Here is a 23,486-nt window from a genome sequence, read left to right as displayed (position 1 = left end):
GAGTGATCAGGGTTTTGCCGGTTGGACGGTCAGCCGCAAAAAGCTCATCACGCTCCCGACCGTGGCAAATCCCGCGCCGAGCGCCAGCGCCGTCGTCGCTCCGTCGCGCCCGGCAAGCGCGAAGCATAGCGCTGCTAGCGCAGCGCCGGTGGTTTGTCCGGTGAGACGCGCGGTCGCGACGATGCCGCTGGCGCCGCCGCTGCGCCCGGGCGGCGCGCTCGACATGATCGCGCGCAGGTTCGGCGTCTGGAAGAAGCCGAAGCCAAGCCCGCAGATCGCCATCCGCCAGACGATGTTGAGAATGCCGGGCTCAACCGGCAGCGTCGCCAGCAAGACCATGCCGATGCCGAGAATGACGAGCCCGATGCCGCCGAGCAGCCCGACCGGATGACGATCGCTCAGGCGGCCGGCGACGGGCGCCATGATTGCGACCACCAGCGGCCACGGCGTCATGAAGAAACCGGTCTCGACCTGGGTCCGGTGCAGAATGTCTTCGAAGTAGAACGGCAGCGAGACGAAGCTGATCCCCTGAACCGCAAACGAGCAGACGGCGGTCGCGGCCGAGAGTGCGAACATGGGCCGGCGAAACAGGTCGACCGGCAGCATCGGCGCCGGATGATCGGCCTGGCGACGGATCAGGATCAGCCCCAGCACGAGCCCGATGGCGAGCTCGGCTGCGACCGGACCGGCCGAGGCCCTGTGCGCGGCGCTGCCGATACCAATGATGACGAGGCCAAGGCATATCGCGGCGAGGCCTGCGCCGAGGAAATCGAAGCCATGTCCGGCGCGCGGCGTCGACGGCAGCGTTCGCACGCCGATCGCCATCGCCACGAGGCCGAAGGGAATGTTGACCGCGAACAGCCACGGCCAGGGTCCGAACGCGAGAATGGCGGATGCAATCGTTGGCCCAAACGTGAAGGCGGTGCCGACCACCATCGCATTATAACCGTAGCCGCGACCGAGCATCCGGCTCGGATAGACGAAACGGATCAGCGCCGAATTCACGCTCATGAGACCGGAGGCGCCGAGACCTTGCAGCACGCGCGCAATCAAAAGCGTCGGCAGCGACCAGGCGTAGGCGCAGGCGAGCGAGGCGACGGTGAACAGGAGCAGGCCGCCAAGATAGATCCGCTTGTAGCCGACGATCTCGCCCAGCGCGCCGAGCGGCAGCAGCGTTGCCACCAGTGCAATCTGATACACGTTGACGACCCAGACCACATCGGCCGGGCTCACCTTCAGGTCGTTCGCAATGGACGGCAGCGCGATGTTGGCTATCGCCGTATCAAGCGACGCCATCGCGACCGCGACGGAGATCGCGACGACTGCCCAGATCCGCCGCTCAGGCGGCAAACCGTCGCCGACAAGTGGTGACAGCGGCGTTTTGGGGCTGCGGTCCAACATCTAGTGGTCCGATTCTAACATTCGCATCCCTATTCAGCGGCCACTTTTGCGAATGTTAGAATCAAAGGACCACTAGCAAGTATATCTTTCTAGTGGAGTTTAGGATTTGACATTCGCTTTCCGCACTCGCGGTCAGGTGGGTAGCGAATGTCAAATCCACTCCACGAGCTGGATGTACACTGGATGGTCGGATCACCCCATACGCGATGCTGCATGGGCGTATGCGGCGCCGTCGTTATTCCGGGGCGCGAGCGCAGCAAGCGAACTAGGGTGCGCAATTGCGCACCTGAGAATCCATCGGGCCACAGGATGGATTCCGGGCTCAGCCCTTCGGGCTGCCCCGGAATGACGAAGGAAACGGGTACAAAATCGCTGCTTACGCCCCGCCGGGATAGTTCGGCGCCTCGCGCGTGATCGTGACGTCGTGGACGTGGCTCTCGCGCAGGCCCGCACCGGTGATGCGCACGAACTGCGCCTTGTCATGGAACTCGGCGAGATTGCGCGCGCCGACATATCCCATCGCGGCGCGCAAGCCGCCAGCGAGCTGGTGCATGACATTGGCGACCGGCCCCTTGTAGGGCACCTGCCCCTCGATGCCTTCCGGCACCAGCTTGAGCGTGTCCTTGATGTCCTGCTGGAAATAGCGATCGGCCGAGCCGCGCGCCATCGCGCCGACCGATCCCATGCCGCGATAGGCCTTGTAGGAGCGGCCCTGCCACAAAAACACTTCGCCGGGCGTCTCGTCAGTGCCGGCAAGCAGCGAGCCGACCATGGCGATGTCCGCGCCCGCGGCGAGCGCTTTCGCCAGATCGCCTGAAAATTTGATACCGCCGTCGGCAATGATCGGCACGTCCGCCTTCTTCGCGGCCTCGACCGCATCCATGATCGCGGTGAGCTGCGGCACGCCGACGCCCGCGACGATGCGCGTGGTGCAGATCGAGCCCGGGCCGATGCCGACCTTGATCGAGTCCGCGCCCGCATCGATCAGCGCCTGCGCGCCGTCCCTGGTGGCGATGTTGCCGGCGATCACCTGCACCGCATTTGAAAGACGCTTGATGCGGTTGACCGCTTCGAGCACCCGCGCGGAATGGCCGTGCGCCGTGTCGACCACGATCAGATCGACGCCGGCATCGATCAGCCGCTCGGTGCGTTCGAAACCACCCTCGCCGACCGTGGTTGCGGCCGCCACGCGCAGGCGCCCGTGCTCGTCCTTGCACGCAAGCGGATGCGCAACCGCCTTTTCCATATCCTTGACGGTGATCAGGCCGACACAACGATATTGATCGTCGACGACCAGAAGCTTCTCGATGCGATGCTTGTGCAGCATCCGCTTGGCCTCGTCCTGGCTGACGCTCTCGCGCACCGTCACGAGGTTCTCGTGCGTCATCAGCTCGGAGACTTTTTGGCTTGGGTCGGTCGCGAAACGCACGTCGCGATTGGTGAGAATGCCGACCAGTTTGCCGGGTTTGTTCGGGCCGCCACCGACCACCACGGGGATGCCGGAAATGCCGTGATGGCTCATCAAGGCGTGCGCATCGGCGAGCGTCGCATCGGGGGCGATGGTGAGCGGATTGACCACCATTCCGGATTCGTACTTCTTGACCTGGCGGACCTGCGCCGCCTGTCCTTCGGGATCGAAATTGCGGTGAATGACGCCGACGCCGCCCGCCTGCGCCATCGCGATCGCCATGCGCGCCTCGGTGACGGTGTCCATAGCGGACGCCATGATCGGAATATTCAGCGGGATGGCGCGGGTGATGCGGGAGCGGATATCGGCTTCCGATGGAAGGATATCCGAGAGGCCAGGTTTCAGAAGCACGTCATCGAACGTGAATGCTTCGCTGATCGTCTGTACCTGCGCCATTACCAACTCCGTCTGGATCCGGGATAAGCCAAAACGACGGCGAAGCGGACTTCGTCGTCGAATCAGGCCCATCAGTAGGGTTGGCGGTGGTCGATAGCACGCCACCATCACGAATCAAAGGGGCCAATCCTGCATTCGCAGGAAAGGCCCACAACCACCGTGATTTCGGCGGCAAAACGGAGCCGAATATCGGCGGCAAATGAACCGCGGGAGCAAGCGCATCCCGCGGCATCACGTCTTCTTTATTAGTAGTGCGATTCCTGCGCGGTGCGAACGCGCGACGATCCGCCGTCAAGGCAGCGCCGGGCAGCCGCGATTTCCGCGTCGGTTGCACCCTTGCTCCGCGCATAGGCCTCAGCCATTTCGGCGCTATACTTTGCTACGTAGTAGCGAACGACCGAGCATGACGCGCGATGCAGGATTCCTTCAGCAGAGGCTTCAACGGGCGCCAGTGCCAAGAGAATCGCAAAGAAAGAGAACAGCAAACGAAACCCCATGATCGGGTTTTTCCTTCTTCAAGATTTGACTGGATTAAAGAGCTCTGCGGCTCGATGTCGGCGTAGTGTCATAATCACCCCCACTGCACAACCCCACGTCAGGCATGACGCGCAGGGGAGCTATGCACACGGTACCTCGTTAAGGTTTCCGGGCGAATCAGGACAAAAACAAGATGTGATTTGCGGTTCCACGCTAAAAGCTTTTTCGAAGTTGCGCGTTTAACACATTGGGCGATCAAAAGTTCCGAACACATTTTCGCCGTAGTCTGACAATCGGTGAAATGATACAGCGCCCGCCTCAGCTTCTCTTCCTCCCTCACCCATCCTCATGAACAAGCAACGCGTCATACCACTCATCGTGGCCACGGCCCTGTTCATGGAGAACATGGATTCGACGGTCATTTCGACGTCGTTGCCCGCGATCGCCGGTGACATCGTGACGAGCCCGCTGACGCTGAAACTCGCCATCACCTCCTATCTGCTATCGCTCGCTGTCTTCATTCCGGCGAGCGGCTGGACCGCCGACCGCTTCGGCGCACGACTGGTGTTTTCGAGCGCGATCGCCGTCTTCATGGCCGGCTCGATCGGCTGTGCGCTGTCGGGATCGGTGACGGATTTCGTGATCGCCCGCACGCTGCAAGGCATCGGCGGCGCGATGATGACGCCGGTCGGGCGTCTCGTGCTGCTGCGCTCGATCGACAAGAGTGCGCTGGTCAATGCCATGGCCTGGGTCACCGTGCCGGCGCTGGTCGGTCCCGTGATCGGACCGCCGCTCGGCGGTTTCATCACCACCTATTTCTCCTGGCACTGGATCTTCCTGATCAACATCCCGATCGGCCTGCTCGGCATCTTCATGGCGTTGCGCTTCATTGACCCCATCAAGAGCGAAAACCAGGAACCCTTCGATCTCACCGGCATGGTACTGGCCGGCATCGGCCTCGCCGGCATCGCCTTCGGCCTCTCGGTCGCCGGGCTCAATCTCCTGCCGTGGACTGTCGTCGCTTCACTGGTGGTGGTGGGCGCGATCTCGATGACGCTCTACGTTATCCACGCCCGGCGAACCTCCTCGCCCGTGCTCGATTTCGGATTGCTGCATCTGCCGACCATGCGTGCCAGCATTCTCGGTGGCTTCACGTTCCGCCTTGGCATCGGCGCCCTGCCGTTCCTGCTGCCGCTGTTGATGCAGGTCGGCTTCGGCCTCACGCCGTTCAAGTCGGGGCTTGTCACCTTCGGCACGGCCGCCGGCGCGATGGGCATGAAGACGCTCGCGGCGCGCATCATCCGCACCTTCGGCTTCCGCAACCTGATGACGGTCAATGCCGTCATCAGTTCGATCTTCCTCGCCGCCTGCGCCCTGTTCACGGTCACGACCCCGTTGCTTCTGATCGTGATCATCCTGGTGGTCGGCGGCTTCTTCCGCTCGCTGGAATTCACCGCGATCAACACGGTTGCCTATGCCGAGGTCGAACCGTCGCAGATGAGCCGCGCCACCACGCTCGTCAGCGTCAACCAGCAACTCGCGGTTTCCGCCGGCGTCGCGATCGGCGCCTTCTGCGTGGAGACCACCCTGTGGCTCCGTCACATGCCGGACCTCACTGCTGATGTTTTCGCGCCGGCCTTTCTCGTGGTGAGCGTGATCTCGATGATGTCGGCGTTCTTCTTCTGGCGGATGCCAGACGATGCCGGCCACGAAATCTCGGGGCGCAAGGCGGTCGAGATTTCCAGCCGCAAGGGCGCGGCGAAAGAGGCGGTCAAGGCCGCCAGCCAGGGCACGCAGGACGCGCGGGATCAGAAGCTGGGGTGAGCAGCACCACAGGCGTCGCGGACCCCGTTTTCCGTCATTGCGAGCGAAGCAATCCAGAAAAGCAAAAGAACTGGATTGCTTCGTCGCCTTCGCTCCTCGCAATGACGATCTAGCTTGGGTCCTTCGCCCCCGAAACCCCGTCGCCAGCACAAAACGCTCGGAGGAATCCTGCCTGCTGGCCGCGTCGCGGCTTCCAACGGTGCCATCCCCTCAGTTACAATCGGCCATGCGGAGGCCGGAGACATACATGAAGCGGCGGACATTCATTGCGCTATTGGGAGTTTCGTTGGCGCGGCCACTTGTGGCGGTCGCGCAGCAGACGAGACCGGTCGTCGGTTTTCTCGGGAGCGGCACCGCGGTCGACCAGAAAAATCTAGTATCGGCGGTGCTGCAAGGCCTGAAAGAGGCCGGCCTGACCGTGGGCGAGAATGTCGACGTCGAGTATCGCTGGGCCGATGGCCACTACGAGCGCTTGCCGGCGCTTGCCGAAGAACTGGTCAAGCGCCCGGTGTCGCTCATCATCGCCGCCGGCGGGAGCGATCCCGGTCGCGCTGCCAAGGGCGCAACGTCGACCATCCCGATCGTCTTCATTACCGCGGCAGATCCGATCAAGGCGGGACTGGTGGCAAACCTCAACCGCGGCCAGGGCAACGTCACCGGCATCAGCATGATCGGCTCGACGCTTGAGTCGAAGCGGCTCGAGCTCCTGCACGAGATGTTTCCGCAAGCCTCGATCGGCGTGATGATCAATCCGGGCTATCCAGCCGCAACTGTGCAAGCGCAGGAAGTCGAGGAGGCCGTGCGCCGCCTTGGCATCAAGGTTGTCGTGATCAATGCGGGCACGCCGGCCGACGTGGATACGGCCTTCGCCAGATTCGACGAGCAGAAGGTGGGCGCCGTGCTCGCCTGCAACGATCCCTTCTACGGGTCCGATCGCACGCATATCGCAGCTCTTGCTCTGCGTTACAAGCTGCCGGCGATGTCGTTCCGCCGCGAGTTCGCCGAAGTCGGCGGACTCGTCAGTTACGGCGCGGAGTTTGCCGAAGGTTACCGCCAGACCGGAATCTATGCCGGCAAGATCCTTGCCGGCGCCAAGCCGGCTGACCTGCCGGTGATGCAGCCGACCAAGTTCGAGCTCGTCATCAATCTCAAGACGGCAAAGGCGATCGGGCTGAAAATCTCCGAGACGTTTCTGGTGCGTACCGACGAGGTGATCGAATAGACGTGCTTCCGCTGTCGCGGGGGTATGACGATCCACTAAGCCTGCTTGTCGCCACCTCGAAACCCCGTCGCCAAAACATAGCGCTCGGGCTTCTGGCTCAGGCGTCAGGCCGCGCCGCCGTTGATGGAGAGCGGGCATAGAGCGTGTCGATACGATCGCGCCACATCGCCACGAACGCACCCGAGGTGAGCTCGTCGACCGACTTCCATTCGCGTTTGACCGCGGGAAGCGTATTGCCCCAGATGGCGCGCTTGCACCATCGCTCGCCCTTCTCGATCCCCTCCTGGGTTGCACACATTGACTTCCAGGCAATCCGCTCGGGATGGCTGATGTGCTCGGCCGCTCCTTGCCAGCCTTGCTGGTGGATCAGATAGAGATCGGAGAACGTCGGCTTCTTGTGCGTTACTGCTTCGAATAGCGCCGCTTCGGTGAGGAACTTGTAGGCGGCAGCCACAGCATTGTCGCGAGCATTGAGGATGTCGCCAGACCCGAACTTCCCGAATTCATACTTGCTGAGCTGGAACAGGCCGATATAGGAGCCGGTACGTTCCGTGGGATTAAAATCGGATTCGACTTTGGCAACCGCCTTCATGAAATTGGCATCCATGTCGAACGCTTTTGCCGCGCGCTCGATCTCCTGGACTGGCGTGCCGAGCCTGACGTCGCGCAATGTCGCCAAGACGATCTTCGCGGGTTTCTCCGGCGGAGGTATTTCGGAGTAGACGTAGTATTTCAGATACGCCAGTTCGCCATGCTCCGGATTGGGCGACGCGGCCAGCGGACCATCCGGCTGTGGCGTTGTTTCGTTCGCTGGTATCACAGGCTCCAGGCTCGCCTGCAACCTTTGTCCTTGCTGCGGCGGCGAGTTGGTCACATCGGACGACTTCACACCGTCCGCCGCTGCGGCGCTGAATCTCGCCGCAACAACCTCGTTCGCCGATAATGTTGTATCGAGTTTCGCGTCGATTGCCGGTGTCGGGATCGCCGCGCTGAGATTCGTCAGCACCGCCGTCGCATTCAGCGGGAGGGCGCTGAATGCCCCAGCAACTCTCGCGTTAGGGGCTAAGACGCTCGGGCGCGAGGCAGCAATCTGATGGATCGCCGCAAGCGAAATTACACCGAGCGCCCCGGCAACATAGTTTGTCGGCCAGTTCCCCAATATCGCGAGCCGCACCGCCGCGGTTCCCCCGTTCACCCCCAAACACAGAGGGCGGAGTTGACACGCAATTAAGGAAGTGACGGGAAGACAATGAGGCGCCCGTGTGGCGCAGGGGGCGGGGCGGTATCAGCGGCTTTGTTTGGCTACGTAGCGGCGCCCCGAAACCCCGTCGCCAGCACATAGCGCTCGGATGAATCCTGCCGGCTCGCCGCCGGCTTGACGTGGCGGACGCTCGCATAGTCGCGCTTGAGCTGTGCCATCAGCTCGGCGTCGGCGCCACTCTGAAAGGTCTTTGCGAGGAAGGCGCCGCCCGGCTTCAAAACCTCAGTGGCAAAGGCGGCGGCCGTTTCCACCAGCCCCACCATGCGAAGCTGATCGGTCTTGCGATGGCCCGTCGTGTTGGCGGCCATATCGGACATCACGACATCGGCGCGGCCTTCCAACATTGCGATCAGGCGTTTCGGCGCATCTGAAGCGAGAAAATCCAGCTGCGCGAAAATCACGCCTGATATTTCCGGCATTTCGAGCAGGTCGATCGCCACGACCCTGCCCTTGCCGCTCGCAATACCGACGCGCTTGGCGGCGACCTGGCTCCAGCCGCCGGGCGCCGCGCCAAGATCGACCACCGTCATGCCGGATTTAAGCAGATGATACTTGTCGTCGATCTCGGTGAGCTTGTAGGCGGCGCGCGAGCGAAAGCCCTCGCGCTTGGCGCGCGCCACATAGGGATCGTTGAGCTGGCGCTCCAGCCACAGTTTCGAGGACAGCTTGCGCTTGCCCGCACTCTTGACGGTGACATGCAGCCGCCCGGTCGTGTCTTTCGCCATGATGATCTTGCTTATCCTGGCCCCATGGTTCGAGACGCGCGTGCCGCGCTCCTCACCATGAGGGGTTACACCTCATCCTGAGGAGCACGCCTTAGCGTGCGTCTCGAAGGATGAGGCCACCGTAGCCTTTAACATGCAAAAAAGTCTTGCGCCTATCGGCCGGCCAGCGCGCCGTCCTCGCGCATCATTTCCACCAGCATGCCCTCGCGCAGTCCCCGGTCGGCGACGCGCAACCGCGGCATCGGGAAGGCATTGCGGATCGCGTCGAGAATGGCGCAGCCCGCCAGCACGAGATCGGCGCGCTCGACGCTGATGCAGTGGTTGGCGGCGCGCTCCTGGTAGCTCATCCGCAAAAGCCGCGCGATGGTCGTGGTGATCTCCGCATCATTCATCCAGATGCCGTCGACCCGCCGCCGGTCGTAGCGGTGCAAATTGAGATGAATGCCGGCGAGCGTCGTCACCGTGCCCGACGTGCCGAGCAGGTGCATGTCGACGAGATCCCGGCTGTGCTCGGCCGCGAAGGGCGCAACATGTTTGGCGACTTCGGCCGTCATGTCAGCGTAGGCTTGCGCCGTGACGTCGCGGCCGCCGAAATGTTCGGCGAGCGTGACGACGCCGAGCGGGATCGACATCCAGTCCTTGATGCGAGGGGTGGCATTGGCGACATGCGGATCGCGCTCGATCCGCACCAGTTCGGTCGACCCGCCGCCGATGTCGAACAGGATAGCGCCCCGCCCCTTGGGATCGAGCAGCGGCGAACAGCCGATCACGGCCAGCGCCGCCTCGGTCTCGCGATCGATCACCTCGAGGCGAATGCCGGTCTCTGCCGCGACGCGGTTGCGAAAGCCCTCCGCGTTCGAGGCGGCGCGACAGGCTTCGGTTGCGATCAGCCGGAGCCGCCTCGCCTTCCGCGACTTGATCTTGTCGCGGCAAATGGCGAGCGCTGCGATCGCGCGTTCGATGGCCGCCTCGCTGATGCAGCCGGTGGCGGAAATGCCCTCGCCGAGGCGAACGATCCGCGAAAACGAATCGACGACGCGAAAGCCGTCTTCGGTGGGGCACGCGATCAGGAGCCGGCAGTTATTGGTGCCGAGGTCGAGCGCGGCATAGACCTCGTTTCCGGGTGCCAGCTTCGCCTCGGCGGCATCCGCCGCAACCGGTATGACCGAGCTTCCGCGCGACGCCGCGTCGTCGCGAGGGCGCGTATCGTCCTTCATTCAAATGTCTTTCCCCGGCTCTAGAGCCGACGAGGAATTTCTGTTTCGGGGGTGACTCTAGCAGTGGAAAGGCCAGTGGCAAGGGCGGTGCAGCAATCCCTATATAGGACCATGTCCAATCAGCCGTTGTCGCCGGAAGAGGCGTGGTTTATTGGGTTTGGGCTGCCAAAGCCCCCGAAAAGACGGCCATTTCTGGATTTTTTCCATGCAAGATCACACCTCGCCCAACTCCCTCGAAAACGCTATTGCACTGCAAAAATTCGGGGTTGGGCAGCCCGTTCGCCGAAAGGAGGACGACACGCTGGTCCGCGGCAAGGGCAAATATACCGACGATTTCAACCTGCCCCGGCAGGCCTATGCCTGGATCGTGCGGTCCAGCCACGCCCATGGCGTGATCCGCCGTATCGACACTGAAGCTGCCAAGGCGATGCCTGGCGTGCTCGGGGCATGGAGCGGAACCGATCTGGTCGCCGCCGGCTATGGTCCCTTCACCTGCGCGCTGCCGCTGAAGAGCCGTGATGGCACGCCGCTGCTTCAGACCAATCGCACCGCGCTGATGACCGACAAGGTGCGCTATGTCGGCGACCCCGTTGCCTTCGTGGTGGCCGAAACGCTGATCCAGGCCCGCGACGCCGCTGAAGCTGTCGAGGTCGACATCGATCCCCTGCCCGCCGTCACCGATCCCGAGGAAGCGGCGCAGCCGGGCGCACCGCAGCTTTACGACCACATCCCCAATAATGTCGCGCTCGACTATCACTTCGGCGATGCCGAGAAGGTCGAGGCGGCCTTCAAGAGCGCGGCGCACGTCACCAAGCTCGACATCCTCAATAACCGCGTCGCCGTGGTGGCGATGGAGCCGCGCGCGGCGCTCGCCTCCTACGACAAAGCGAGCGAGCGTTTCACGATCCAGGTGCCGACGCAGGGCGTCGCCGCCAACCGCATGGGTCTCGCCAAGAACATCCTGAAGGTTCCTCACGACAAGGTGCATCTTCTCACCGCCAATGTCGGCGGCTCGTTCGGGATGAAGAACATCAACTATCCCGAATATGTCTGCATCCTGCATGCCGCGAAGGCGCTGGGCCGGCCGGTGAAATGGACCGACGAGCGCTCGACCAGCTTTTTGTCAGACAGCCACGGCCGCGCGCAAAAGATCCATTGCGAGCTGGCGCTCGACGCCGAGGGCAAGTTCCTTGCGGTGAAGGTTTCGGGCTACGGCAACCTGGGCGCCTACATCACCGGCGTCGCGCCGCAGCCGCTGTCGCTGAACATCGGCAAGAACATCGCCAGCGTCTATCGCACGCCGGCCATGTCGATCGATATCAAGACCGTGGTGACCAACACCACGCTGATGGGCGCCTATCGCGGGGCCGGCCGGCCCGAAGCCAACTATTTCATGGAGCGGCTGATCGATCGCGCGGCCGACGAGATGGGCATCAACCGCCTCACGCTTCGCAAGCGCAACTTCATCAAGCCGGCGCAGATCCCATTCAACGCCTCTTCCGGCATGGTGTATGACAGCGGCGATTTCCAGGGCGTGTTCGAGAAGGCGCTGGAAATCTCCGACCACGTCAACTTCGCCAAGCGCAAGAAGGAAAGTCGCAAGCGCGGCAAGTTGCGCGGCATCGCTGTCGGCTCCTATCTTGAAGTCACCGCGCCGCCGAACGTCGAACTCGGCAAGATCGTGTTCGAGAACGACGGCTCGGTGAAGATCATCACCGGCACGCTTGACTACGGTCAGGGCCATGCGACGCCGTTCGCGCAAGTGCTCTCGGCGCAGCTCGGCATCCCCTTCGACCGCATCAAGCTCGAACAGGGCGACAGCGACCTCGTCCACACCGGCAACGGCACCGGCGGCTCGCGCTCGATCACCGCGAGCGGTATGGCCATCGTCGAGGCTTCAAAGCTCGTCGTCGAGAAGGGCAAGCGAGCGGCTGCGCACCTGATGGAAGCCGCCGAAGCCGACATCGAATTTGCTGACGGCCAGTTCACCATTGCCGGCACCGATCGCTCGATCGACATTCTGGAGCTGTCGCGGCGCCTGCGCGACGGCAAGATGCCCGACGACATGCCCAACTCGCTCGATGTCGATCACACGACGGGGCCCGTGCCTTCGACCTTCCCCAACGGTTGCCACGTCGCCGAAGTCGAGATCGATCCCGACACCGGGATCGTCGAGGTCGTACGCTATACCGGCGTCAACGATTTCGGCACCATCGTCAATCCGATGCTGGTCGCCGGCCAGTTGCACGGCGGCGTCGCGCAAGGCATCGGCCAGGCGTTCATGGAGCACGTCAGCTACGACGCGAGCGGCCAGCCGATCACCGGCTCGTTCATGGACTACGCGCTGCCGCGCGCTGAAGACATTCCTCATATGGACATCGGCGACCACGCGGTGCCCGCGAAATCCAATCCGCTGGGCACCAAGGGTTGCGGCGAAGCCGGCTGCGCCGGCTCGCTGTCGACGCTGGCCAATGCGGTGCTCGATGCCATGTCAGAACTCGGCGTCACCCATATCGACATGCCGCTGACGCCGGAACGGGTTTGGCGCGCAATCAAGGATGCCAAGGCGACGGTGGCTTAAAGGCCGCTATCTCTCCACTCGTCATGGCCGGGCTTGACCCGGCCATCCACGTCTTTGTCCTGCCAGAAGTAAGACGTGGATGCCCGCGACAAGCGCGGGCATGACGAATTCAAACACTTGCAATCTTAGGAGCTATCTACGCCGCCGCCTGCTCGCGCGGCTGATAGATCGCGATATGCCTGCAATGCGCGAGCGGGATTACGCCATTGCCAACCACGAGCGCATCGAGCTCGACAAAGCGATGGCCTTTCTTCTCGTAATTTTCGACAACCCTGGCGCGCGCCGTGATCTCGTCACCGCGGCGCGCCGCGTTCAGTAGCTGCATCCGGCTGCCGACGTGAATCCACGGCCCCAGGATGGCGTTGTCGACCAGCACCTTGTTCATCACCCGCTGCAGCAGCCCGGGATGACCGAGACCCTCGCGAACGTAGATGCCGTCGATCTCGCGCACCTCGTCGAGATATTCGTCCGCGGCGTCGCCCGCCCACTTGCGCGGCATCGAGCCCAGCCATTTGCCAAGTTCGTAAGAGGCCGGGCCAACCGGCTTGCGCTCGGCGACGGGCGCGGTGGCCGGATAGTCCGCAATCGAGAGCGAGGGCGGGACCACGGGCAACGACGCGGTCCCGGTCGCGCAGAGTTCGCTGCGGCTTTCGAGCTCGATCGAGATCACACCGTCGTTTTCCACGCCCCTGACATCGGTGATCTCGCCGTCATAGACCGGCTTGACGAACCGCGCCTCGATCAGTCCGCGCTCGAGGAAATCTCGCCCCCATTTGGCGATCGGCAAATGCATCATATAGGCCATGACGTCGACGCCGGGAACGAGACCGCCGCTGAAGCCGAAACGGCGCGCGACTGTGTCGTCGTGCATCTTGTTTTCTGACAATTTGGCGGTGTTGTAGGCCTCAACGCGATAGGTCTGAAGTCCACTCGTCATGTCGCATTCCGCAGTTGGGGGGAATACCTCGCCGCCATCGTACGGCCTGCGGAACCGCCCTTGCAAGAGCGGCCCTAAGAAGCGGCGGCTTCCGCTCGCCATTTATGTGCGAATAGGGTACCACGCGGGCCTCGCGTCCCTATCTGTCCGCTATCGATGACAACTACCGCAAATCCAACCCGCATCTATGTCGATGCCGACGCTTGCCCGGTGAAGGACGAAATTTACCGGGTCGCGGCGCGGCATGATCTGCCCGTGAGCGTCGTCGCCGGCCAGTTCATCCGGGTGCCACAGGATCCGCTGATCGAAAGGATCGCGGCGGGACCCGCCATGGATGCGGCCGATGACTGGATTGCGAGCCGCGCAGGCCCCGGCGACATCGTGATCACATCGGACATTCCGCTCGCCAGCCGCTGCGTGAAATCGGGGGCCGAGGTGATCGCACCGAACGGCAAGCCGTTCACGGAAGCCTCGATCGGCATGACGCTGGCGGTCCGCAATCTCATGACGGATCTGCGTTCATCGGGCGAGGTCACCGGCGGCCCGAAATCCTTCGCCGCCCGCGACCGCTCCACCTTCCTGTCGGCGCTCGACCAGACCATCCGCCGCATCCAGCGCCGCCGGGCGGACGCGCCGGCCTCTCAGCAAGGCTGAAGCGAAGCCATGGCGCCGCCACTCATCCAGCTCAAGGATATCAGCCTCACCTTCGGCGGCACGCCGCTGCTATCGGGGGTCGAGCTGTCGGTGTCGGCGGAAGAACGCGTCTGCCTGATCGGCCGCAACGGCTCCGGCAAATCGACGCTGCTGAAAATCGCGGCCGGGCTTATCGAGGCTGACGCGGGCAGTCGATTTGTCCAGCCAGGCGCAACGATCCGGTATCTGCCGCAGGAGCCGGATTTTGCCGGCCACGCCACGACGCTCGCCTATGTCGAGGCCGGCCTTGGCCCCGGTGACGACCATTATCCGGCGCGTTACCTGCTGGAGCAGCTCGGACTTCGTGGCGACGAAGACCCCGCCCATCTCTCCGGCGGTGAGGCGCGACGCGCGGCGCTCGCGCGGGTGCTGGCGCCCTCGCCCGACATCTTGCTGCTGGACGAGCCGACCAACCATCTCGATCTCACCACCATCGAGTGGCTGGAAAGCGAGCTGAATAGCCGTCGCAGCGCACTCGTGATCATCAGCCACGATCGCCGCTTTCTGTCCAACCTGTCGCGTTCGACCGCCTGGCTCGACCGCGGCAAGATCAGACAGATCGATCGCGGCTTTGCCGCGTTTGAAGGCTGGCGCGACGAGGTTTTGGCCGAGGAAGAGCGCGAGCAGCACAAGCTTGATCGCAAGATCGTCGACGAAGAACACTGGCTGCGCTATGGCGTCTCCGGCCGCCGCAAGCGCAATGTCAAGCGGCTCGGCAATCTCGTGGCATTGCGTCAACAACGTCGCGACTATCGCGGCACGGCCGGGAACGCCAATCTCGCCGCGGCGGAAGCAGAGAAATCCGGCCGGCTGGTCATCGAAGCCAAGAACATCAGCCGCACCTATGGCGATCGGACGATCGTCGATGGCTTTTCGATCCGCGTTCAGCGCGGCGACCGCGTCGGCATCGTCGGCCCCAACGGCGCCGGCAAGACCACGCTGATCGAAATGCTGACCGGCGCGAATCCGCCCGATAGCGGCAACGTCCGCTTCGGCGCCAATATCGAGATGGCGACGCTGGACCAGCATCGCGAAAGCCTCGATCCGAAATCGACGCTCGCAGAAGCCCTGACCGGCGGCCGCGGCGATCACGTGATGGTGGGCGGCAAGCCGAAACATGTCGTCGGCTATATGAAAGACTTTCTGTTTTCGGAAGAGCAACGCCGCACGCCGCTGGAAGCATTATCCGGTGGCGAGCGCGGCCGGCTGATGCTGGCGCGCGCGCTGGCCAAGCCCTCGAACCTGCTCGTGCTGGACGAACCGACCAACGACCTCGATCTCGAAACCCTGGACGTACTCGAGGACATGCTCGGTGATTACGAGGGTACAGTGATCCTGATCAGCCACGACCGTGACTTTCTCGATCGCGTCGTGACATCGGTGATCGTGCCCGAGGGCAACGGCAAATGGATCGAATATGCCGGCGGCTATACCGACATGCTGGCGCAGCGCGGCGCGGACTTGAAGCGCGAGACGGTGAAGGCCGCTCCCACTGAAAAGAAAGAGATCGAGAAGGAAAGCAAGGCGACGCCGCCATCGCCTGTGCCCAAGCGCCGGTTGTCGTTCAACGAAAAGCATGCACTCGAAACCTTGCCGAAGACGATCGCCAAGTTGCAGGCCGAGATCGAGAAGCACCGCCTCTCGCTTGACGATCCCGATCTCTATGCCAAGGATCGCAAGAGGTTCGATCAGGCCTCCGCCGCCATGACCAAGGCGCAGGAAGAATTGCAGGCGGCCGAAGACAAATGGCTGGAACTTGAAGTGTTACGTGAAGAGATCGAACAGGCCTAAAGCGCGAAAGAGAAGAACGTCATGACCACGCCCCTCGCCGCCAAAATCGCCCGCGAATACGGCACGCCCGTTGCCGTCATCGACATGGACAAGGTCGAACGCAACATCGCGCGCGTCCAGAAAACGGTCGAGGCCGCCGGCGTCGCCAACCGCCCGCATATCAAGACCCACAAGAGCCCGATGCTGGCAAAACTTCAGATCGCGGCCGGCGCCAGGGGTATCACCTGCCAGAAGATCGGCGAGGCCGAGGTGATGGTGGAGGCCGGCATCGACGACATCCTGATTAGCTACAACCTGCTCGGCGAAGAGAAGATGGCGCGGCTCGCCGCGTTGCAGGCCAAGGCGCATATGACGGTTGCCGCCGACAATCCGACCGTGGTGACAAGCCTGACACAGGCCGCAAGCGCATCGGGGCGTCCACTTTCGGTCGTGGTCGAATGCGACACGGGGCGCAAGCGTGCCGGCGTCGAAACGGCAGCCGAAGCGATCGCGCTCGCGAAACAAATCGCCGCCTCAAAGGGGCTCGTCTTCGCCGGCTTCATGCTCTATCCAACCGAAACCGGCTGGGCGGACGCGCAGAAATTCCACGACGAGGCACTGGCTGGCGTTCGCGCGCTCGGGCTGGAGGCGACGATGGTCTCGACCGGCGGCTCGCCGAACCTGAAAAACGTCGGCAAGCTGAAAGGCGCGACCGAGCACCGGCCCGGCACTTATATATATAACGACCGCATGCAGGTTGAGGCCGGCGTCGCCACCTGGGACGATTGCGCGCTTCATATCTATTCCACCGTGGTCAGCCGCGCCGGGCACGATCGCGGCATTCTCGACGCCGGTTCGAAGACGCTGACGTCAGATACCGGCAGCGGGCTCGACGGCCATGGCCTGATCCTCGAACACCCCGAAGCGCGCATCGCAAAGTTTGCCGAAGAGCACGGCTTTCTTGACCTCGCCCGCAGCAATACCCGCCCCGAAGTCGGCGATGTCGTGCGGATCGTGCCCAATCACGTCTGCGTCGTCGTCAACATGATGGACGAAGTCGTGATGGTCCGCGGCGAGGAAATTCTCGGCACGCTGCCGGTCGCGGCGCGCGGCAAGCTGCGCTAGCCAGGCTCTAGTCAGTTAGCCGCGGGCGAGTGTCTGCAACTCACGATCAAGCCGATCGCGAAATGCCTTGATTGGTTTCAGCAAGCGGCCCGCGGGTGCGCGATGCACCAGCCAGGCGCGAACCCTGGGCTTGAAATTCCGCACGCTGATCGTTTTGAGCTCTTTTCGGAACGCGCTGCGCTTCAATCCAAACGGCGTCACCAGGCTGACGCCGACGCCCCGAGCGACGAGCGATAGCCGAAGCTCGCTGTCCAACGCATCGACGGCGACGTTGAACGGCAGGTGCGCTGCTTCGAAACGGCGTCGGACCGTGTCGCGAAACCCGCAGCCGTCCTGATTAATGACCCACGACAGCCGCGAAAGATATTCAAGATCGACGGTCGCCGGAATCTTCATGTCGCGCGCCACCACGAACACCACGGGCTGAACCCCGAAATCGTCGGCGACGAGATCGGCGGGCGGCGCAAGGCCATCCGGCAGGCAGACGGCGGCTGCATCCAGTTCGTTGCGCCCGATGCGCTCCAGCTGATGCGGCGACCAGCCCGAGACCACGCGAACGGCGAGTTCAGGAAATTCGGCACGCACGGCGTCGAGCGGCGCGGAAAGTCCGGCCTCCGACAGGAACGGCGTCAGGCCGAGCCTGAACTCGCCGCGAACGGCGCCATCGTCGGCCACACCCGACTTCAGATCATCGATCATCCGCAGCACCCGCCGCCCCTGCTCATAGGCCGCATGTCCCGCCGACGTCGGCTTCAGCGGCTTCGACATCCGGTCCAGAAGCGTTGCACCGAGCATCTCTTCGAGATTCTGGATGCGCCGGGTCACGCCCGGCTGCGTCAGATTCAATCGTGCCGACGCCGCCACGATCGATCCGGTTTCCACCACGGCGACGAAGGCGATGAGGTCATGCGTGTTCATGAAACAATCTCGCATATTCGTTATCATCTTTATTGAATTGTAGCATATTCGAGTCCGCGCTTAAAAGGGCCTCGCCAAATCCATATGCGAGGTCCCATGACCGTCTCCGAAACCGCCCATTGCTCGTCAGCGACACAAGTTCCCTACTGGCGCCTCTGGTCGGCCACCTTCCTCGGCTTCGGCGCGATCGGCATGACGATCCAGGTCATGCCGGCCTATGCCCACGAGCGGTTGGGCGCGAATGCAGTCACCGCCGGCCTCGCGGTGACGATCGGGTCCCTGGCCACGATGTTCTCCCGCCCAATCTCGGGACGGTTTGCCGATCAAAGCGGTGGGCGTCGCGTCGCGATGGCAGGAGCCATCCTCGGTCTGCTCGGCGGCATCGGCCACATGGTGGCGACGAACCTGCCCGTTCTGGTCCTTGCCCGCCTCCCTCTCGGCGCGGGCGAAGGCGCACTGTTTACCGGGTCGGTCGGCTGGATCCTGGCGCACACGGAGCAATCACAGCGGGGCAAGGTCGCGGGGCATTTTGGCCTCGCCATGTGGATGGGGCTGGCGTCCGGGCCAATGCTCGGAACCGCAATATTATCTCTCAGCACCTATCGCGACGTCTGGATTGCCGCGAGCATCATTCCGACGCTCGCCTGGGCGCTCGTTGCATCGACGCGGCCTGAGGGTCGTGTCTCGTCCGGCGAAGCGAATATCCGCCGCGCCCTGTTTCCAAGGGCAGCATGGCTGCCCGGTGCTTCAGGCGTCTTCTCCAGCATTGGCTATGGGGTCATCGCGGCATTCCTGGTACCGCGCTTTGCGGCGCTCGATTTTGCAGGCCAAAATTTTGCGCTCACCGTTTTCGGCATCGCATTCATGATCACGCGCTTTGTGGGCAGCGGATATGCCGCTCGCTTCGGCGGCAAGCGTGTCCTTCTCTCAGCCTTCCTGATCGAATCCGCCGGACTTGCCGGACTATCTCTCACACATACCGAGTGGATCGCTTTCACCTCGACGGCGATCGCAGGCGCCGGGCTTTCCATGCTGATACCGAGCGTCACGAGCATCGTCACGGAGGCCGCGGATCCGCGGGAGCGGACCGCAGCCTTGGGCGCAGTGACGTCCGCGTGGGACCTCGGCGTTGCTGTGGGCGGCCCATTGGGAGGGTTTGTTGCCGGCGCCTCGAACGCTGGACCGTTCGCGCTTGGCGCCGTCGCAGCACTGATTGCCATCGCGCCCCTGGCGATCAATCCCAAACGTGAACGTGCCGCGCTGACGCGAATGGCCAGTGGCGAGTAGTGAATAGCCAAAGCTCTACTCGCTATTGGCCACTCGCTATTCGCCATTTCAACGCGCCCTTCCCGGCCGCAACTCCCGTCGCAAAACAGGCCTGCAGGAGATAGCCGCCGGTCGGCGCCTCCCAGTCGAGCATTTCGCCGGCGGCGAATACACCGGGCAAACGGCGGATCATGAAATCGGCGTCGAGTTCGTCGAACGGGACGCCGCCCGCGTTCGAGATCGCGCGAGCAATCGGCGCGACGCCGGTGAGCTTGATCGGCGCGCTATTGATCATGGCGGCCAGCTTTTCCGGCGGCAATGAGACGAGCGGGATCGAAGAGACGATAGCTATTTCCTGCAACAGGCCGACAGCGACCGGCGACAATTGCGCGGCCTTGCGCAGCCAATTCGAAAACGTCTGCTTGCCGCGCGGCGCCGATAGACGCTTGACGAGGTCGTCCGGCGTGACATCCGGCCGGAGCGCGATCTGCAACGTTGCATGCCCGGATTTCAGGACGGCATCGCGCAATTCGGCCGATAGCGCGTAGACCGCGCCGCCCTCGATGCCATCGCGCGTGATCACGGCCTCGCCGCGAACGCTGCGCTCGCCAAAGGACAGCGCAATGCCCTTGAGAGGCTCGCCTTCGAAGCGTTCGCGAAAGATCTCGGACCAGTTGATAAGAAATCCGCAATTGGCGGGCTTGAGTGATGAAATGCCGACACGCTTGGCACGCAGTATGTCCGTCCAGCTTCCGTCCGATCCCAGTCGCGGCCAACTTGCGCCCCCGAGTGCTAACACGATGGCACGTGCCTCGACTTCGCGCGAGCCGTCCGGCGTCTGGAACACGAGGCGTCCTTTATCGTCCCAGCCGCTCCAGCGGTGGCGCAGCGAAAATGAAACGCCCGACGCGTCGAGCCGCCGCAACCACGCGCGCAGCAACGGCGAAGCCTTCATGGCCCTTGGAAAAACGCGCCCGCTGGAGCCGACGAATGTCGGTTGGCCCAGCGCCTCGCACCAGGCGCGCAACCGGTCCGGCGGAAAGGCTTCGATGGCTGCGGCAAGCTTCGGTGCGGCTTCGCGATATCGCGTCAGGAATACACCTAGCGTTTCGCTATGCGTGAGGTTCAGCCCACCGCGGCCGGCCATCAGGAACTTGCGGCTGGCCGAGGGCATCGCGTCGAACACGGCAACCTTCGCGCCGCCTTGCGCCAGTACCTCCGCCGCCATCAGCCCGGCGGGGCCGGCGCCGATGACGGCGACGTTAGGTTTTGGAGAATTCGACATGGACGAGGTTTACGTCATTCCGGGACACGCGTCTTCGCGTGGACCCGGAATCCCGAGATTGTTGCGCGAGATTCCGGGTCTGGTCCTTCGGACCATCCCGGAATGACGCCTTACAACTTCACACCCGCCCGCGCCGCGGCCTGGCTGACATATTTGTTGGTCTGCTGGAACGCATTTTCCAGCGCCTTGGCGGTCGACATGTCCGCGATCTCGGCAAAATGCGTAGCGATCGCCTCGGGTGTCCAGTCAGCTTGAGCGAGATTGACGCCCTCGGTTTCCATAACCTTGATCACGGCAAAAGAACCCGCGCCCGCGCCCATGATCGTCCGCGTTGGCGCGTCCTCACCCAGCAGATAAAGCACGGCCGGCGTGATTGCCTCCGGCTTCATCAGCGCGAGCGCCTGCGGCGGCAGAAGCTCCTCGGTCATCCGCGTGGCGGCGGTCGGCGAAATCGTGTTGACGCGGATGTCGTTCTTGCGCCCCTCTTCCGCCAGCACGTTCATCAGGCCGACGATGCCGGCCTTCGCCGCGCCGTAATTGGCCTGACCGAAATTGCCAAACAGGCCGGACGACGAGGTCGTCACGACGATGCGGCCGTAATTGCGCTCCCGCATGCCACCCCACACGGCCTTGCAGCAATAAAACGTGCCGTTGAGATGCACGTCGATCACCTTGGCGAAGTCGGCAACTTCCATCTTGGCAAACGACTTGTCGCGCAGGATGCCGGCATTGGCGCAAAGCAAGTCGACGCTGCCCCACTCCCTGGTGGCGCGATCGACCATCGCCTGCACCTGTTCGAAATTGGAAACATCGGCGCCGTCAGCCATTGCGATGCCGCCGGCCTTGCGGATTTCCTCAACCACTGCATCCGCCGCCGTCAGCGAGCCGCCGGTGCCGTCGCGCGCGCCGCCGAAATCGTTGACCACGACCTTGGCGCCGCGGGCAGCCAGCCCCAGCGCATGCGCACGGCCAAGACCATTGCCCGCGCCGGTGACGATGGCGACGCGTCCGTCAAACCTGATTGTCATGAGTGCATTTCCTGAAGTTCAAGCAAAATAGATCAGGCCGATCCAGTCGGCCACCAGGGCGGGCTTGTCCTCGCCCTCTATTTCAACAGTGACGTTGGTGTGCGATTGCAATTCTTTCGGCTTGCGCAATTTTGCTTCCATCAGCTTGAACCGCCCGCGCACGCGCGACCCCGATCGCACCGGCGATATGAATCGCAGCTTGTCGAAGCCGTAATTGACGCCCATCGTCGTGCCCGAGATGACCGGCATGACCTCATAGGACATGATGCTGAGCAGCGACATCGTCAAAAAACCATGGGCCACCGTTGCACCGAAGGCGGTCTCGCGTTTGGCGCGTTCGGGATCGATATGGATGAACTGATGATCCTCGATCACGTCCGCATAGAGGTTGATCCGGCCCTGATCGACCAGATGCCAGGACGACACGCCGATCTCCTGCCCGACCATCGCCTGATACGCTTCAAGCGAAACCGGCGGCTTCTTCCAGACTTCGTTCATGGGTTAATGATCCGGTCTCACTTTTTGCAAATCGGGAAAATCCTCTTCCCGAAACTCATCACCGCGCAACGAATCGCTTCTGTTATTATCATGCTCGAGGCGGCGCAGCTGAACGCGGCGGATCTTTCCTGAGATCGTCTTCGGCAACTCGCTCACCAGTTCAATACGCCGGATACGTTTGAAGGGTGCCAGTCGCTCATGCAGGTGCACGAAGATCGAGCGCGCGGTTTCAGCCGAGCGCTCCGTGCCGGCGACCAGCAGGATATAGGCCTTCGGGATCGCAAGCCTGATCGGATCCGGGCTTGGCACAACGGCGGCTTCAGCAACGAGGTCGTGCTCGAGCAGCACGCTTTCCAGCTCAAACGGGCTGATGCGATAGTCGGACGACTTGAACACGTCGTCGGAACGGCCGACGAAAGTGAAATAGCCTTCCTCGTCGACGAACACGACGTCACCGCTGCGGTAGACATCGCCGTCCGCGCCAGAGAGTGCGCCGTCCTCGCCCTGATAGCCCTGCATCAGGCCCGCAGGGCGATCGGCGCCGAGCTGCAACGTGATTTCGCCCTCCTTGGTCGCATGCCCGTCGTTGTCGGTGACGTCGACGCGATAGCCGGGCAGCGGCCGGCCCATCGATCCGATCTTCACCGTCTGGCCCGGCGAGTTGCCGGCCAGCGCAGCGGTCTCGGTCTGGCCATAGCCGTCGCGGATCGTCAGGCCCCAGGCCGCGCGCACCTGGTCGATCACTTCGGGGTTGAGCGGCTCGCCCGCGCCGCAGACTTCACGTAGCGTCACCTTGAAGTCGGCAAGCTTCTCCTGAATGAACAGCCGCCAGACCGTCGGCGGCGCGCAGAGGGTCGTGACGCCACATTGTGCGATCGTTGCGAGCAGACCCTTGGCGTCGAAGCGCGGCTGATTGACGACGAACACCGTCGCACCTGCGTTCCACGGCGCAAAGAAACAGCTCCAGGCATGCTTGGCCCAGCCCGGCGAGGAAATATTCAAGTGAACATCGCCGGGCTGAAGGCCTAGCCAATACATGGTCGAGAGATGACCGACCGGGTAGCTGCGCTGGCTGTGCCGCACCAGTTTCGGCTTTGCCGTGGTGCCCGAGGTGAAATAGAGCAGCATCGGGTCGTCGGGCCCGGTCGGGCCATCCGGCGCGAAGCTTTCGGGAAAATCGGCCGATCTCTCGAAAGCAAGCCATCCCTCCTGCGGCGCCTGCGCGCCGACGACGATGCGCACCAGTCCATCGCTGCCAAGGCCGGCGAATTTGCCGATCTGGTCGTGCGTCGCCACCACGGCGCGGGCGCGGCCGCGATCGAGCCGGTCGCGCAACTCGTCGGGGGTAAGCAAGGTGGTGGCGGGGATCACGACGACGCCGAGCTTGATCGCCG

General features: G+C 63.2%; 19 protein-coding genes. 7 read left to right on the top strand and 12 right to left on the bottom strand.

The features are described from left to right. Positions 1–6 precede the first annotated feature (6 nt). From VFB05_RS04415 to VFB05_RS04405, 3 genes are all read right to left on the bottom strand, one after another. Positions 7–1,401: an MFS transporter gene (locus VFB05_RS04415; RefSeq protein WP_325009213.1), complete on the bottom strand. Its 1,395-nt coding sequence runs from the start codon at positions 1,399–1,401 to the stop codon at positions 7–9. A gap of 376 nt (positions 1,402–1,777) precedes the next feature. Then, positions 1,778–3,265 (bottom strand): IMP dehydrogenase, encoded by a 1,488-nt coding sequence (gene guaB, locus VFB05_RS04410; RefSeq protein WP_325009211.1) that lies wholly within the window; start codon positions 3,263–3,265, stop codon positions 1,778–1,780. Positions 3,266–3,510: 245 nt separating this feature from the next. Next, positions 3,511–3,762, bottom strand: coding sequence for a hypothetical protein (locus VFB05_RS04405; RefSeq protein ID WP_325009209.1), 252 nt, complete (start codon positions 3,760–3,762; stop codon positions 3,511–3,513). A gap of 328 nt (positions 3,763–4,090) precedes the next feature. Between VFB05_RS04405 and VFB05_RS04400 the strand changes: the two genes are divergently transcribed. Next, on the top strand, positions 4,091–5,566 hold the full coding sequence (locus tag VFB05_RS04400; RefSeq protein WP_325009207.1) for an MFS transporter: 1,476 nt from the start codon (positions 4,091–4,093) through the stop codon (positions 5,564–5,566). 247 nt (positions 5,567–5,813) lie between these two features. After that, the gene (locus VFB05_RS04395; RefSeq protein ID WP_325009205.1) at positions 5,814–6,788 is read left to right on the top strand and encodes an ABC transporter substrate-binding protein; all 975 of its coding nucleotides are present in this window, start codon (positions 5,814–5,816) and stop codon (positions 6,786–6,788) included. Positions 6,789–6,885: 97 nt separating this feature from the next. Here the strand turns inward: VFB05_RS04395 and VFB05_RS04390 are convergent, their stop codons facing one another. The 3 genes from VFB05_RS04390 to VFB05_RS04380 all read right to left on the bottom strand — a co-directional run bounded on the left by VFB05_RS04390 (position 6,886) and on the right by VFB05_RS04380 (position 9,991). After that, complete coding sequence (locus VFB05_RS04390; protein ID WP_325009203.1) at positions 6,886–7,794, bottom strand: transglycosylase; 909 nt, start codon at positions 7,792–7,794, stop codon at positions 6,886–6,888. A 296-nt stretch (positions 7,795–8,090) separates the two neighbouring features. Then, positions 8,091–8,774: an RlmE family RNA methyltransferase gene (locus VFB05_RS04385; protein WP_325009201.1), complete on the bottom strand. Its 684-nt coding sequence runs from the start codon at positions 8,772–8,774 to the stop codon at positions 8,091–8,093. A 152-nt stretch (positions 8,775–8,926) separates the two neighbouring features. Next, positions 8,927–9,991: a Ppx/GppA phosphatase family protein gene (locus VFB05_RS04380; protein WP_325009199.1), complete on the bottom strand. Its 1,065-nt coding sequence runs from the start codon at positions 9,989–9,991 to the stop codon at positions 8,927–8,929. A 205-nt stretch (positions 9,992–10,196) separates the two neighbouring features. Here VFB05_RS04380 and VFB05_RS04375 point away from each other — a divergent pair, with 205 nt between their 5' ends. Beyond that, a complete protein-coding gene (locus tag VFB05_RS04375; protein ID WP_325009197.1) occupies positions 10,197–12,572 on the top strand; it encodes a xanthine dehydrogenase family protein molybdopterin-binding subunit in 2,376 nt (791 codons plus the stop codon). A gap of 136 nt (positions 12,573–12,708) precedes the next feature. On the opposite strand, the gene VFB05_RS04370 is transcribed toward VFB05_RS04375, so the two are convergent. After that, on the bottom strand, positions 12,709–13,509 hold the full coding sequence (locus VFB05_RS04370) for a hypothetical protein (RefSeq protein ID WP_325009195.1): 801 nt from the start codon (positions 13,507–13,509) through the stop codon (positions 12,709–12,711). A 156-nt stretch (positions 13,510–13,665) separates the two neighbouring features. On the opposite strand from VFB05_RS04370, the gene VFB05_RS04365 reads away from it, so the two are divergent. Genes VFB05_RS04365 through VFB05_RS04355 form a run of 3 tightly spaced genes read left to right on the top strand, consistent with a single transcriptional unit; the run spans position 13,666 to position 17,097 of the window. After that, a complete protein-coding gene (locus VFB05_RS04365; RefSeq protein WP_325009193.1) occupies positions 13,666–14,163 on the top strand; it encodes a YaiI/YqxD family protein in 498 nt (165 codons plus the stop codon). Between the two features lie 9 nt (positions 14,164–14,172). After that, the gene (locus VFB05_RS04360; RefSeq protein ID WP_325009191.1) at positions 14,173–15,993 is read left to right on the top strand and encodes an ABC-F family ATP-binding cassette domain-containing protein; all 1,821 of its coding nucleotides are present in this window, start codon (positions 14,173–14,175) and stop codon (positions 15,991–15,993) included. Positions 15,994–16,014: 21 nt separating this feature from the next. Beyond that, positions 16,015–17,097 (top strand): D-TA family PLP-dependent enzyme, encoded by a 1,083-nt coding sequence (locus VFB05_RS04355; RefSeq protein ID WP_325009189.1) that lies wholly within the window; start codon positions 16,015–16,017, stop codon positions 17,095–17,097. A gap of 15 nt (positions 17,098–17,112) precedes the next feature. On the opposite strand, the gene VFB05_RS04350 is transcribed toward VFB05_RS04355, so the two are convergent. Further along, a complete protein-coding gene (locus VFB05_RS04350) occupies positions 17,113–18,015 on the bottom strand; it encodes a LysR family transcriptional regulator (protein WP_325009187.1) in 903 nt (300 codons plus the stop codon). A gap of 96 nt (positions 18,016–18,111) precedes the next feature. Here VFB05_RS04350 and VFB05_RS04345 point away from each other — a divergent pair, with 96 nt between their 5' ends. Next, entirely contained in the window at positions 18,112–19,302 is a 1,191-nt protein-coding gene (locus VFB05_RS04345) for an MFS transporter (RefSeq protein WP_325009185.1), read from the top strand. 22 nt (positions 19,303–19,324) lie between these two features. On the opposite strand, the gene VFB05_RS04340 is transcribed toward VFB05_RS04345, so the two are convergent. The 4 genes from VFB05_RS04340 to VFB05_RS04325 form a co-directional block, all read right to left on the bottom strand. Beyond that, entirely contained in the window at positions 19,325–20,566 is a 1,242-nt protein-coding gene (locus VFB05_RS04340; RefSeq protein ID WP_325009183.1) for a TIGR03862 family flavoprotein, read from the bottom strand. 110 nt (positions 20,567–20,676) lie between these two features. Continuing rightward, positions 20,677–21,594 carry an SDR family NAD(P)-dependent oxidoreductase gene (locus VFB05_RS04335; RefSeq protein ID WP_325009181.1) on the bottom strand — a complete coding sequence of 306 codons (918 nt, stop codon included), beginning with the start codon at positions 21,592–21,594 and terminating at the stop codon, positions 20,677–20,679. Between the two features lie 18 nt (positions 21,595–21,612). Further along, positions 21,613–22,092 (bottom strand): MaoC family dehydratase, encoded by a 480-nt coding sequence (locus VFB05_RS04330; RefSeq protein WP_325009179.1) that lies wholly within the window; start codon positions 22,090–22,092, stop codon positions 21,613–21,615. 3 nt (positions 22,093–22,095) lie between these two features. Next, the coding region (locus tag VFB05_RS04325) for an AMP-binding protein (protein WP_325009177.1) at positions 22,096–23,486 on the bottom strand (1,391 nt) is incomplete at its 5' end.

The organism is Bradyrhizobium sp., from assembly GCF_035652035.1.
GTDB lineage: Bacteria > Pseudomonadota > Alphaproteobacteria > Rhizobiales > Xanthobacteraceae > Bradyrhizobium.
The sequence above is the reverse complement of the archived record's forward strand: the minus strand, read 5'-3'. Positions and strand labels throughout refer to the sequence as shown.